Below are 13,194 nucleotides of genomic sequence, written 5' to 3'. Positions count from 1 at the left end.
CGTGGCGGTGACATGTAGGTGCGAATTCATTCGCACATTCATGCCATCCGCGATCGCCTAGTACTGCACGCGCCGCGTAAAGCCGCCGTCCACCACGAGGTTGGCGCCCGTCACGAAACTCGCCGCCGGACTTGCCACGAATACCACGGCGTTCGCCACTTCCGCCGGCGTGCCCATGCGGCCCATGGGATTTTGCGCGAGCGCGGCCTCGTAGATGGCCGGCATGTCGCGCTTGCGCGCGCCCCACACGCCGTCGTCGAAATAAATGGTGCCGGGTGACACGGTGTTGGCACGGATGTTCTTGGGCGCGAGTTGGGTGGCGAGATTCGACACGTAGTTGATGACGGCGGCCTTGACCGCGTTGTAGGCGCGCGGCCCGCCGAAGGCTTCCAGCGCGGCGGTGGAGGACACCGCCACGATCGACGCCGCGCTCGAGCGCTCGAGATGCGGTAGCGCGGCTTCGACCGTGCGCACCGTGCCGAGCACGTCGATTTCCATGCCCGCACGCCAGCTGTCCTCGCCGGGCGCGCCGGCCAGCGCGCTGACGTTCGCCACCACCACGTCGATGCCGCCCAGCGCAGCGGCACTGGCCGCCACCCAGGCGTCGACGGCTTCGCGACTGGCGACGTCGGCGACGCCGCCGTGGACCGTGGCGTCGGCGCCGCCCAGTGCGCGCAGCGCCGCCACCGCGCTCGCCACTTCGTCGGCCTTGCGTGCGCAGATTGAAACCTTGCAACCTTCGCCGAGCAGTTGTTCGGCGATGGCGCGGCCGATGCCGCGCGTGGCGCCGGTGACGATGGCGCATTTGCCCTTGAGTCCAAGGTCCATGGGTGTGCTCCCCTGATCTATCGAGTAGTGGTGACACGCGCACTGGCGTTTGTCGTTGCGACTATAGCGAGGACCGCGGCGCGATACGAGGCGAGTGCTATAGTCCGGCGCGTCGCGCGCATCGAACTGGAGCCCCCATGAAAACCACCCGCCTCGGCACACTCGAAGTGACGGTCCTCGGCCTCGGCTGCATGAGCATGTCGCAATCCTATGGCGAGGCGGACGCGGCCGAATCCGCGCGCACGCTGCATCGCGCCCTCGATGTCGGCGTGAAGTTTCTCGACACCGCCAATGCCTACGGCATGGGCCACAACGAGGAACTGCTGGGACGGGTGCTGGCCGGTCGCCGTCACGAGTTCACACTCGCGACCAAGTTCGGCATCGTCAAGAGCGCCGATGGCAAACGCGGCATCGATGGCGACCCGGCGCAGGTCGCGGCGCGCTGCGAGGAAAGCCTCAAGCGGCTGCGCACCGACCATATCGATCTGTACTACCTGCATCGCCTCGATCCCAAGGTGCCGATAGAAGACACCGTCGGCGCCATGGCGGCGCTGGTGAAGGCCGGCAAGATTGGCCATATCGGCCTGTCGGAGATCTCGTCCAAGACCCTGCGTCGCGCCCACGCGGTGCATCCGATCAGCGCCGTGCAATCGGAATACTCGCTGTGGACGCGCGACCCGGAGCGCCACGTGCTGCCCACCTGCCGCGAACTCGGCATCGGCTTCGTGCCCTTCAGTCCGCTCGGGCGCGCGATGCTGACTGGCCGCATCAACGACGTGCATTGGCCAAGCAGCGATCTGCGCCACGACATGCCGCGCTTCATCGGTGACGACTTCAAGCGCAACCGCGCGCTGGTCGCCGAACTCGAAGCGTTTGCCGAAGCACGCGGTCACAGCGCCGCACAGGTGGCGCTGGCATGGCTGCTAGCGCAAGGCGAGGGCGTGGCGCCGATCCCGGGCACCAAGCACGTGGCGTGGCTGGAAGAGGACATGGCGGCGGCCGACATCGCGCTCTCGGCGGCCGATGTCGCCACCCTGGCCGCGATGTTCGCGCCGGAAAACATCGCAGGCCATCGCTACACGCCGGCGCTGGCGGCGTCCATCGACAGCGATTGAGACCACGCACCCAGGCCCGGGCCACGCCGGGGTCGGCGCTTGGCATGGGCATGGCTATACTGATGACCAATTCATCGCGGCCCGCCTCCACAGCATGAGCAAACATCGCATCGCCGTCATTCCCGGCGACGGCATCGGCACCGAGGTGATGCCGGAAGGCGTGCGCGTGCTGGACGCCGCCGCGCGTCGCTTCGGCATCGAGCTGCAATGGGACTGGTACGATTTCTCGAGCTGCGCCTACTACGCGCGCCACGGCAAGATGCTGCCGGACAACTGGTTCGAGCTGCTGGCCGGCTACGACGCCCTGTATTTCGGTGCGGTGGGCTGGCCGGATGCGGTGCCGGATCACATCTCGCTGTGGGGCTCGCTGCTGCTGTTCCGTCGCGAGTTCGATCAATACGTGAACCTGCGGCCGGTGCGCCTGCTGCCCGGCATCAAGAGTCCCCTGGCGGACCGCAAGCCCGGCGAAATCGACTTCCTGGTGGTGCGCGAGAACACCGAGGGCGAATACACGAATGTCGGCGGCCGCCTGTTTTCCGGCACCGATCGCGAGGTCGTGATCCAGGAAACGGTGATGACCCGCACCGGCGTCGATCGCATCCTCAAGTACGCCTTCGAACTCGCCTCGAAACGGCCGGCGCGGCACCTGACCTCGGCCACCAAGTCCAACGGGCTTTTCATCAGCATGCCGTACTGGGACGAGCGCGTGGCGGCGATGGCCGCCGACTATCCCGACATCCGGCTCGACAAGTTCCACATCGACATCCTGTCCGCGCACTTCGTGTTGCATCCCGACTGGTTCGACGTGGTGGTGGCCAGCAACCTGTTCGGCGACATCCTCTCGGATCTCGGCCCGGCCTGCACCGGCACCATCGGCGTCGCGCCGTCCGGCAACATCAATCCCGAGCGCCGCTATCCGAGCCTGTTCGAACCGGTGCATGGTTCGGCGCCCGATATCGCCGGCAAGGGTATCGCCAATCCCATCGGCCAGATCTGGTGTGGCGGCATGATGCTCGATCATCTCGGTCACCCGGAAGCCGGCGCGGCGGTGCTGACGGCGATCGAGGACGTGCTGCGCGCCGGCCCGCGCGATGCGCCGCTGACGCGCGACATCGGCGGCAGCGGCAGCACGCGCGATCTCGGCCAGGCCATCGCGACACAGCTCGCGTCGGCTTGAGCTGGGCGACAGGACAACAACTAAGCACAAGAGGCGCACCATGGTCATCGATCCCAAATCGACCGAACCGTTCAACATCTACAAGCTGCTGATTGGTTCGATACTGCCGAGGCCCATCGCCTTCGTGTCGACCATGGGCGCCGACGGTATCTACAACCTCGCGCCGTTCAGCTTCTTCACCGCCGTCAGCGCCAATCCGCCGTGCATCGCCTTCGCGCCGATGCTGAGCCTGGATGCGAAACGCAAGGACACCCTCAACAACGCCGAGCGGCTCGGCGAGTTCGTGGTCAACGTGGTGTCGGAGGACATCGTGCGGCCGATGAACGAAACCTCGGCGGAATTCCCGCCCGAGGTGGACGAATTCGAGGTGTCGGGCCTGACGCCCGTGCCCAGTGACCTGGTGGCCGTGCCGCGCGTCAAGGAATCGCACATCGCGATGGAGTGCAAGCTGCGCCAGGTGGTGGAGATGAGCACCCTGCCGATGGGCGGCTCGCTGGTGATCGGCGAAGTGGTGCGCTTCCACATCGACGACGAATACTTCGACGACTTCCGTATCGACGTCGACAAGCTGCGTCCGGTGGGGCGCATGGCGGGCTTCACCTATACCCGCACCACCGACAGGTTCGATCTCGTCAGGCCCGGCGCCAACGCGCCGGGCAAACCACAGCGCTGAGCGTGTAGCCGGCTAGAACGGCTTGGCCAGGATCTCGACCAGGCTCTGGCCGCCGACGTTGTCGACCTTGAGTTCGGCGTGGTAGCGCACCGAGATGCGCAGGAACTTGAATCGCCAGCGATCGGCATCGCGTTGCATGCGGTGCTGGTAGGTGCCGATCAGCACGGTGTTGTTGGCGACGATTTCAAAGAAGTAGGCGAGGGTGGTGGCCTCGTCGCCGTGTAGTTCCACCTGCATGTTGGTGCTGATGTGGCCGGTCGCGAACAGGCCCTTGCCGATGTTGGCGGCGCTGTCCATGGCCGGCTTGTAGAAACGTTCGATGATGTGCTCGCGCCCGCGATAGCGGCCGTCGATGCCGGGCACCAGGGTGTTGAGTCCGACCATTTCCAGTTCACCGTCGGCGGCGTAGACGTCGGCGAGTCCCTGCCAGTCATCGGCATCCAGGCATTTGCAGTAGTCACGCCAGGTGTGGCGCACCGCTTCCTGATCTTCGAGCACCTTGAGACGGGCGGCGAGCGTTTCGAGTGTGAGGGTCATGGTCGTCGGTCCTCGGTCGCGCGCATGCGCGCCTGCCATTGAACGGGAAGGCGCGGCACGGCGGCAAGGCTACCGGAATGGGGAAGCCGCGCGCCGCGCCTTTCAGTCGGGCGTGACGGCATTCGATTCGTAGGCCAGGTCCGGCTCGCCGCAGTGACCGAGGATGTGCGCGCGCGCGGCATCGCGCAAGGCCAGCGACTGTTGCCAGGCGCCGTCCTCGTCGCCGGTCGTGAGCGCGTGGCCGGCGCTGACGCGGATCGCGCCGTGGCGCACGAACCAGCTGCCGGCGCGCAGGATGCCGCGCGTGCCGCGGATCGCGACCGGCACCAGGCGCGCGCCGGTTTGCGCCGCGACCGTGAACGCACCCATGTGGAAGGGCAGCAGTCCCGGCATGCGCTTGAACGTGCCCTCGGGAAAGACCACCAGCAGCTCGCCGTCGGCGAGTGCCGCGGCCGCGATGCGCATGCTGGCGATGCCGCCCGCCGCATCGAAGCGTTCCACGAACAGCGCGCCGAGGCGTGTCAACGGTCGCGCCAACAGCGCCGAGTCGCGCAGCTCCGCCTTGATGAGAAAACGCGGCGGGCGCGGCAACACCGCCAGCATCAGCATGCCGTCGAGATAGCTCTGGTGATTGACCACCAGCACCGCCGCCTGGCCGCTCGGCGGCAGCGCGTCGAGGCCATCGACTTCGAGCTTGGTGCCGGTCAGACGGGCGGCGAGGCGCGCCAGGATGCGTGCGCCGCGCCATACCTGGCGCGCCGGCACGGGCAGCATCGCCAGCAGCCAGGTCAGGATGGCGAGCGGCACGAACACGTTCCACGCGTAAGCGCTATAGAGCCACGCGCGCAGATTGCCCAGCGCGCGCGCACTGCGGGCCGACGCCGGCCAGCGCCAGTCGCAGCACCTGCCTCCATACCGCCGTGCCCGCTGCGCCGATGCGGCCCTGTTCGTAGAGCGCGCGACACGCGCTGCGCCGGATCTTGCCGCTGGAGGTGCGCAGCACGGTGTTGGGCGGCGCCAGCACCACCACCTCGGGCGGCGTCGCGATGAGATCGGCCGCCAGCGCCTTGATCGCTGCCTCCAATGCGGCGCGCGATTCGGCGTTGCGCTTGCGCGTTTCCGCGAGTACCACCACGCGCTCGGTGCCGCTCGCCGGATCGGGCGAACCGAACACCGCGACATGGCCTTTGCGTATGCCGTCCAGCGCGCCGATGGCGTCTTCCAGTTCGGCCGGGTAGATGTTGCGCCCGGCGCGAATGATGATGTCCTTCACACGTCCGGTGAGGAACAGCTCGCCGCCCACCAGGTAACCGCGATCGCCGCTCGCCAGCCAGCCGTCGGCGCCGACGAGGCGCGCACTCTCCTCGCTGTTGCGCCAGTAGCCGCGGGTGGCCGACGGTCCGCGAAACTGCACATGGCCTTCGACCCGTTCCGGCAGTTCGCGGCGCGCATCATCGACCACGCGGATCTCGTGACGCGGCAGCGGCACGCCACAGCCGACCACGCTGCGCGTCGCTTCGGCGGGCAAACTGTCGGGCGCGACCAGCGCGCGCCCCTCGCGCGCCAACACCTGGCGATCGATGACATGGACGCGCGGGCCGCGGCCGAGCGGCGTGAAGGCCAGGCCCACCGCGCACTCCGCGAGGCCATAGACCGGCAGCATGGCATCGCCGCGCAGGCCATGGCGCGCGTAGCGCCGCATGAAGGCATGCATGGTGTCGGCGCTGATCGCCTCGGCGCCGTTCAAGGCCAGCCGCCAGCTCGACAGGTCCAGGCCTTCGAGGTCCTTGTCGGCGATGCGTGACACGCACAACTCGTAGGCGAAGTTGGGCGCCGCCGACAGCGTGCCGCGATAGCGGTGTATGGCCCACAGCCAGCGCTGCGGTCGCGCCAGGAAAGTCAGGGGCGACATCAGCACCAGCGGCACGGCATGGTAGAGACTGCCCAGCCACGCACCTATCAGGCCCATGTCGTGGTAGAGCGGCAGCCAGCTCACGAACACGTCGTCGCTGGTCGCGGCCAGGCCCTGGCCGTCGGCGCGGATATTGGCCAGCAGGTTGGCGTGCGACAGCATCACGCCCTTGGGATCGCCGGTGCTGCCGGAGGTGTATTGCAGAAAGCCGAGCGCGTCGGGCGGCGGCGCGGCGCGTTCGAAGTGCGCGCCATGGCTGCCGAGTTCGGCGACGGTGGTGACGCTGCCGAGACTCGCCACCGCCGCGGTCAACAGGCGCGCCACCAGCAGCGCGTCGTCGGTGGTGATCAACACCGATGCCTGGGCGTTGGCGAGGATGCGTCCCTGGCGGCGCAGGTGCTCCTCGAGCTGCGCGCGACGCACCGGCGGATAGATCGGCACCGGCACGCCGCCGGCCAGCAGCACGCCGTAGAAGGCAAAGAAATAATCACAGCCGCTAGGCAGCATCAATGCCACCCGCGCGCCGCTTTCGAGGCCGCCGCGCTGGAGTCCGCTCGCCACCCGCGCCGCGCCGTCCCACAGTGCGCGGTAGCTCAATATCTCGCCCTGACCGCCGTCCTCGAACAATTCGATGTGGCGCCGTTCGCCATGGCGTTCGACGTGCCAGGCCAGCATGTCGACCAGGTTGCGCGCCTCCCGCGGCACACTGATCACGCCGCCGGCGGCGGCGGGCGTCGCGCTGGGCGCGGTGGCGAGGTTCTGCACCAGGCCCGTGGCGCCGGCCAGCGCGCGCAACAGGTCGCGCGGCGTCTCGGCCTCGAACAGCGCCTGGTCGGCGATGGTGTGGCCGAAGTGACGCTCGATGCGCATGCCGAGTTCGACGCGCGCCAGGCTGTCGATGCCGAGCTCGCGTTCCAGCGAGGTATCGAGGTGCGCGGCCGCGAGCCCCGCGTGGCCACGATGCAGTTCGCCGGCCACGGCGTTCACCAGCGTCAGCAGGGCGTGTTCGGTCGCGGCCGACGGGTCGGCGACAGGGCTGGGGTGGGCAGTCATTGGCGCCACTATACCGACCGAAGTCGTGCTTGAGTCATCGCCCTGCATGGCGTGCAAAGCGGGCGACGAGGCGAGGCCTCAAGCCGCCGTGCCAGGCGCCGCTAACGCCAGGACCAGGGTGATGCGGCGTGCACCGCGCGTGTCGCTACGCATCACCCGGTGGCGACGCTCGGGCGCTCGTGGGCGAGGCATGCGGTGTGCTTCACATTGCGGCGTTTGCACACTCGCGCGGTACGCATCGCCCGCTATCATGACATTCGAATGCGAGACGCGAAGTGACGCGCCTTGCGGCAAGGAAACACGTATGTCTTTTTCGCTAGCTTCGTGCCTGTCGAGACCGGTGGCCGTGATGGGTGTGGCCTTGCTGCCATGGTTGGCGGGCTGCGCCGGCGTCGCGCCGCGCAGCGCCGAGGTCGTGCCGACCGTGGCACAGCATGCCGAGGAAGACACCGAGGCGCGCGCCAAGCGCGTCTTCGTCTACCAGAGTCGGATCGCCGATGCGCTGCTCGATCGCTATCCGCTGCGCGAGGACTTCGCCAGCGCCGAGCCCGAACTGCTGCGCGCGGAAGGCCGCATGACCGAAGCGTGTGGCCCTTTGACGCGCGCGGTCGTGCGTCATCTCGAGGGCCGCAAGCAGTCGGTGAAACACAAGCTCAAGGTCGCGCGCAGTCTCGACGGCTGCGAATCCGCGGCGCAGCGGGTGGAGGCCTTGATGGCTCCGCCCCCTAGCACCGGGCTGGTCGCCACCGGCGGGCCATAACCGCGCAACCTGACGCGCGCCCACGACGGCGCGCGGCTGCCAGCCCTTGCCCCATTCGCCGCCGCGTCGAGCGGCGACCCCCCAAGCCCCTGCTATGCTCACGGCAGCGTCGCAGGTCGCGGCGCCCGTGGCTTCATGGCAGGCGCTCCATGCACATCAGAAAATTCGATTTCGATTTTGCCCGTCGGCACTTCCTGGCCGCGACCGCACGCGGTTTCGGCCAGGTCGGTGTGCTTGGCGCGCTGTGGCCGGAAATTGCTCGCAGCGCCGAGACCGGCCGCGCCTATCCCGATGAACTCATGGACATCGAGGCCTTCACCAAGGGCCGCGTCAAGCCCGGCGACGTGATCGATGCCGACAGCATCGACCTGGTGCAGGACCTGGTCGACCCGATCCTGTTCCAGGAAGTCAAACAGGACCGGCGCAAGTTCGTCATCCAGCACGCCGAGACGCGCGCCGACGCCATGTACCCGCCGTACTTTTTCGATGCCACGCTGCGCAACCAGGGCCAGGCCGGCTTCGATGCCGAAGGCAACGTCGTCACGCGCGACGGCAAACCGTGGATAGGTGGCCTGCCGTTTCCCGACGCCAGCACCGGCGCCGAAGTCATCGCCAACCTGACCTTGAGCTGGGGACGTCACGACCGCGCCCTGTATGCCATTCCGTCGCAGGTGTTCGGCGCCGACGGCGATCTCGAGTACGAGTACGATTTCGTGTGGGCCGAGCAGCAATGCACGGGCTTGGTGGACCCGGCGGCGGGCGGTCCCTACCTTGCCGGCTACGAGGACAAGGCGCGCCTGCAGTCGGTGTGGTTCACCTACACGCTGGATGTGAAGGGCTCGTGCTTCTTAAGCGTGTGGGATTACGACCAGCGCAGGTTTCCCGAACTCTATGGCTTCCTGCCGCAGTTCAAGCGTGTGCGGCGCTTCCCGTCCAATCAACGCTTCGAGCCTTACATGCCGGGCATGAATCTCTACCTGTCGGACGCCTGGGCGGCTGGTGACCCGATGCTGACCTGGGGCAATTTCAAAATCATCCATCGCGGCCCGTTCCTGGGGTCGAGTTCGAAGCAGTGGCGCCCCGAAAACGACAACTGGGAACCGCAAACCGTCGGCGGCGGCAAGGACCACACCTACTACTACGTGAGCAAGGAGCTCATCCCCGAGGTGATCGTGTTCGAAGGCGAGCCGATTGGCTACCCTCGCGCGCCGGTGTCCAAGCGCCGCATCTACATCGATGCGCGCAACATGGGCCCGGTACAGGCGATCTCCTACGATCGGCGCGGCGAGGCATGGAAAGGGTTCGAAGGCGGCGGCGGTCAACGCATCGCCGGCGATACGCGACAGCTCACCCGTGACGGACGCCCGGAGTGGAGTTGGAACTGGGCCATCAGCCACGACGTGCAGAGCAACAAGGTCACGCGCTTCCACCAGGCCGAGCAATGTCGTGGCAACTGGAAGACCGCGCTCGATCCCGAGGGTGACATGGTCAATCAATACATGACGCGCGCGGCCATGCTGCGCCTCGGCACCTGAGCAGCGATCGCGGCGCGCCGAGCGCGCTGCGCGTCGTCAGCGCTTGCGTGCCGCCTGCGCGCGCAGTCGCGCCACCGCCTGCGCGCGCTGCTTGTGGCACTGGGGTCGCGCTTCGCGCGCGACCTTGCGGCATTCCTGCTCGATCGCGCTTTCGAGGGTCGCGGCTTGGTTTTCCAGCGCCGCGGCCTCGGCCCCCGGCGGTGGCGCGGCCGGCTCGGCGGCAAGCGATGGCGTCGACGCCAACAACAGGACCAGCGTCGTCGACGCGATGCGTGTGTGTAGCGTGCTCATGCGCTGAACATTCCTGACAGGTCGAGGCCGGCTTCCAGCGGCGCGCTGGCGGCGTTGGGAAAAACCTGGGCCTTGGAGCCCGGCACCACCCACTCGGCGACCCGCCCGAACACGTGGTCGATGGCATTGACGCCTTCGATCTGCGCGGAGTCCTGGCGCAGGCGTGCGAGTTCGCTGTCCGGGAACATGGTGCCGTAGACACCGCCCACCACCGCGTCGCCGATCAAGATCGTGACCAGGCCCTCACCGTGGTCGGTGCCGCCGCCGAGATTGGCGGCGAGCTGGCGGCCGAATTCACCGCCGACCTGGAATACCACGTTGGCGCGCACGGCGGGCGGCAGGGCCGCATACAGGGTGGCCAGCGCGCCGCTGGCGCCGAACAGGGCATTGGCATTGGTGGCGAACTCGTCGCGCTGGTTGTTGTGCGAGTCCCAGCCGTTGAAGTCCATGGAGGCGACATGGATGTCGAGCAGGTCGTTGCAGGCCAGCGCGTCGTAGAGGTTGCGGGTCTGCAGCGCAAGGTCGTAGCCGGTCACGCTGTCGTCCGCGAACAGCGCGTCGATGGCCGCCGGCACCGGCACGCTGGCCAGCCGACCGTCGACCACTGCGCCGAGTTCACGCAGCTTGCGCTCGTGTTCGAAGAACTGCGCATAGACCGAGCGCTTGCTCACGCTCGCGCGACGCTCGGCGTAGTACTGCTTCAAGCCGCGTTTCAGCTTGTCGCCGAAGCCGTAATAGTCCGCGTCAGGTGCGACTTCGGCCAGTGCGATCTCGCGCATGTTGGCGGCCGGGATCATGCGCCGGTTGTCGACCAGGCTGAGATTGCCCAGGGCATTCGGATTGGGGCCGAAGGAAAAGCGCCGCGGCGAAGTGGTGAGCGCAATCACGTTGCCGTTGGCGGCCTGCGCCAGGCGTCCACCCCAGCCCGAGCCGAACGTGAACTTGTCGGCGAGGCGGTTGCCCATCTCCATCGAGCGGATCGCGAGTTCGTGATCACGTGAGCTGTCGTTCAGCACGCCGCACACCAGCGCGACCTTGCCGGCGCTCCACATGTCGTGCAGCCACGCGGCCTGCTTGAGGATGCCGAACTCGGTGGCGCCGTCGGCGGCGGGCAGGTAATCCTCGTTCCAGCGCTGTTCCAGCACCGCGGCATCGTCCGCCGCGCCCTGCGCCGAGGCGCGCACGCGCCAGAATTCGCGGCCGTAGCTGCCGACCACCGACGACCAGCGTGGCATCAAGAGATGGCGCATGTCGGGGCCGCCGTTCAACATGATGTTGGCCAGGAAGCGATGGCCGAGAGCGGCGAAACCGTCGGCGCGCGCATTGCTCATGCCGAACGGCAGCCCGTTGCCGAGCACCGCCGCGAGCGCCAGGCTGGTGCGCAGGAAATTGCGGCGCGCGGGCTGGTGATCCATGTTCAACGTCCTTCCTCGGCCAGCATGAACGGCGTGGCGATGATGAAATCCAGCGCCGCGCCGATGCGATCGTTGGTGCGTTCGCGGATGTCGGCATCCTTGCTCTCGAGCGGCAGACGCGCGGCGGCGACCTTGGCCAGCCACGCCTTGCCGGCCGGCGCGTTCAACTCGGCGAGGGTGACAGCGGTATCGGGAAACCGCGGATGCAGCACCGCGCCGAGATCGCGGCCGTAGGCCAGCAGCGCGTACAGGTGCGCGCGCTCCAACGGGCCGAAGTTCTTCAGGCCGTCGGCCACGAAGCGTTGCCACAACCATTCGGCGCTGGTGCCGACGAAATAGCCCCGGCCCTTGGGCATGAGTCGTCGCCAGTCCTTGGCGCGCGGCGTGTCGTTGAAGTCCTCGACGCTGTAGCTGAAGCTGGCGTCGGTGGCGCGCTTGTAGTTCTTGCGGAACAGCGCGGCGCTGCCGGCCGTCTCCGGACCGTTCTGGTGACCGAACACCTCGTGCCACGGTTCGAAGGGGATCACTTCTTCCTCCCAATACAGACGCCACAGCTCCGGAATGTCGTGGTACTGCTCACGATTGGTGTCGGCGAAGCGGTTGGCGATCACCATGTGCCGTTCGAGGCTGGTCAGTTGCTTGACGCGCGTGGCGGAATGGAACTGCGTTGAAATGGCATAGGCGCGCAGAAAGCGCAGCAGGTCCTTGTCCGCCATGCTGGCCCAGGCGCGACGCAGCGCGGCGGCTTCCTGGGCGGACACGTTGTCGTCGGCGATCGACTGCACGATCATCACCGGCAGGTTGGCGAGGCTTTCCTTGTAGTTGATGTCGAAGCGCGCGAGGGTGCGGATCTTGTCGCGGCTGTTCGCGCCGGCGATGGTGTGGTGAAGGATGGGAAGCGCCTTCGGTACGTGACCGTTGGTGCCGAACACGACTTTTTCCGCTTCCCATTCGTTGCGCGTTTCGCTGCTGACGAAGTACATGCCGGTGAGCGCGGCGGCGGTGTTCTTGATGGTGACGCGCTCGTGATAGCGCTGATCGCCGACACCCAGGATGCCGAAGCCGAGCTGATGGAATTCGCGCGCGAAATCTTCGTTGCAATAGCACACGCCATCGTAGTAACGGTTGTCACGGTGGCCGTAATGCTGGCCGATGGCGGCCGACAGCGCACTGGTGGCGATCACCGCGTCGTAGCTGTCGCCGCGCGCCAGTGACGCCATCACGTCGTCGTAGTAGCGCACCAGCTGGTAGTTGGACACGCCGCGCGCATGGCTGACGGCGAGATGGAAATTGGTTTCCCAATAGCCGATGCGGTGGCGGAACGGATTGCCGCCGCGCACGCGTGCCGCCAGCGACCAGGTCAGCATCGCGCCATGCCAGCTGCTGCGCGCGTAGTCCGCGCGATCCTCCGGCTCGAGCATGTTGGCGCTATTGTTGGTCGCCCACAGGTTGCCGAGCGCGCGCAGCGTTTGCGGCCGCTTGTGCATCGCTTCCTTGGGCAGCGAGGCATCGACCGGCGAGAGCAGCAGGTTGTGCTCGTTGAAGGTCAGCATCTGCACGATGGCGAGCTCGGGTTTCAGGGCCGCCCATGCATCGATCTGCGTGTCGGTGGCGTGGCCGCCGAAGGCGAAGGTGCGCAACACCTTGCGCACCGCGGTGGCGTCCCAGCGCGCATCGCTGACCTGGGTCAGGCCTGGCAAGGATGCGGGCACGCCCTTGACCACCGCATGGGCGGATGACGCCAGCAGCAGGCTCGACAAGGCGACCAGGAGCAGGGTGCGCGGACGCCATGACGCGGCGGCGCGCGGATGCGCGGCACAGGTGAATTTCAAAACGCGGTTTTCCGTCTCAACGAATGTGTCTGGACGTCGAGCGTAGGTGGCCGATGATCGAGGTAC

At 67.4% G+C, this 13,194-nt stretch carries 10 protein-coding genes and 1 pseudogene; 5 read left to right on the top strand and 6 right to left on the bottom strand.

Annotated elements, in window-relative coordinates:
• Window positions 1-57 precede the first annotated feature (57 nt).
• The gene (locus IPM80_18165; GenBank protein ID MBK8960279.1) at window positions 58-828 is read right to left on the bottom strand and encodes an SDR family oxidoreductase; all 771 of its coding nucleotides are present in this window, start codon (window positions 826-828) and stop codon (window positions 58-60) included.
• A 137-nt stretch (window positions 829-965) separates the two neighbouring features.
• Here IPM80_18165 and IPM80_18160 point away from each other — a divergent pair, with 137 nt between their 5' ends.
• From IPM80_18160 to IPM80_18150, 3 genes are all read left to right on the top strand, one after another.
• Window positions 966-1,943 (top strand): aldo/keto reductase, encoded by a 978-nt coding sequence (locus IPM80_18160; GenBank protein ID MBK8960278.1) that lies wholly within the window; start codon window positions 966-968, stop codon window positions 1,941-1,943.
• Between the two features lie 94 nt (window positions 1,944-2,037).
• Window positions 2,038-3,120 carry a tartrate dehydrogenase gene (locus IPM80_18155; protein MBK8960277.1) on the top strand — a complete coding sequence of 361 codons (1,083 nt, stop codon included), beginning with the start codon at window positions 2,038-2,040 and terminating at the stop codon, window positions 3,118-3,120.
• A gap of 40 nt (window positions 3,121-3,160) precedes the next feature.
• The gene (locus IPM80_18150; protein ID MBK8960276.1) at window positions 3,161-3,793 is read left to right on the top strand and encodes a flavin reductase family protein; all 633 of its coding nucleotides are present in this window, start codon (window positions 3,161-3,163) and stop codon (window positions 3,791-3,793) included.
• A 12-nt stretch (window positions 3,794-3,805) separates the two neighbouring features.
• Here IPM80_18150 and IPM80_18145 read toward each other — a convergent pair whose 3' ends face one another.
• Complete coding sequence (locus IPM80_18145) at window positions 3,806-4,330, bottom strand: nuclear transport factor 2 family protein (protein MBK8960275.1); 525 nt, start codon at window positions 4,328-4,330, stop codon at window positions 3,806-3,808.
• 102 nt (window positions 4,331-4,432) lie between these two features.
• Window positions 4,433-7,295 (bottom strand): annotated as a pseudogene (locus IPM80_18140) (AMP-binding protein).
• A gap of 304 nt (window positions 7,296-7,599) precedes the next feature.
• Here IPM80_18140 and IPM80_18135 point away from each other — a divergent pair.
• Both IPM80_18135 and IPM80_18130 read left to right on the top strand, forming a co-directional pair.
• Entirely contained in the window at window positions 7,600-8,055 is a 456-nt protein-coding gene (locus IPM80_18135) for a hypothetical protein (GenBank protein MBK8960274.1), read from the top strand.
• Between the two features lie 149 nt (window positions 8,056-8,204).
• Window positions 8,205-9,590, top strand: coding sequence for a DUF1329 domain-containing protein (locus tag IPM80_18130; GenBank protein MBK8960273.1), 1,386 nt, complete (start codon window positions 8,205-8,207; stop codon window positions 9,588-9,590).
• Window positions 9,591-9,626: 36 nt separating this feature from the next.
• Here the strand turns inward: IPM80_18130 and IPM80_18125 are convergent, their stop codons facing one another.
• Genes IPM80_18125 through IPM80_18115 form a run of 3 tightly spaced genes read right to left on the bottom strand, consistent with a single transcriptional unit; the run spans window position 9,627 to window position 13,128 of the window.
• Window positions 9,627-9,881 carry a hypothetical protein gene (locus IPM80_18125; protein ID MBK8960272.1) on the bottom strand — a complete coding sequence of 85 codons (255 nt, stop codon included), beginning with the start codon at window positions 9,879-9,881 and terminating at the stop codon, window positions 9,627-9,629.
• Window positions 9,878-11,296 (bottom strand): DUF1501 domain-containing protein, encoded by a 1,419-nt coding sequence (locus tag IPM80_18120; GenBank protein ID MBK8960271.1) that lies wholly within the window; start codon window positions 11,294-11,296, stop codon window positions 9,878-9,880. Before IPM80_18120 ends, IPM80_18125 begins: the two co-directional genes overlap by 4 nt.
• A 2-nt stretch (window positions 11,297-11,298) precedes the next feature.
• Entirely contained in the window at window positions 11,299-13,128 is a 1,830-nt protein-coding gene (locus tag IPM80_18115; GenBank protein ID MBK8960270.1) for a hypothetical protein, read from the bottom strand.
• Window positions 13,129-13,194 lie beyond the last annotated feature (66 nt).

The sequence above is a fragment of the Pseudomonadota bacterium genome (assembly GCA_016719885.1).
Lineage (GTDB): Bacteria > Pseudomonadota > Gammaproteobacteria.
Note: the sequence above shows the minus strand (reverse complement) of the source record. Positions and strands in the feature narration are given on the sequence as shown.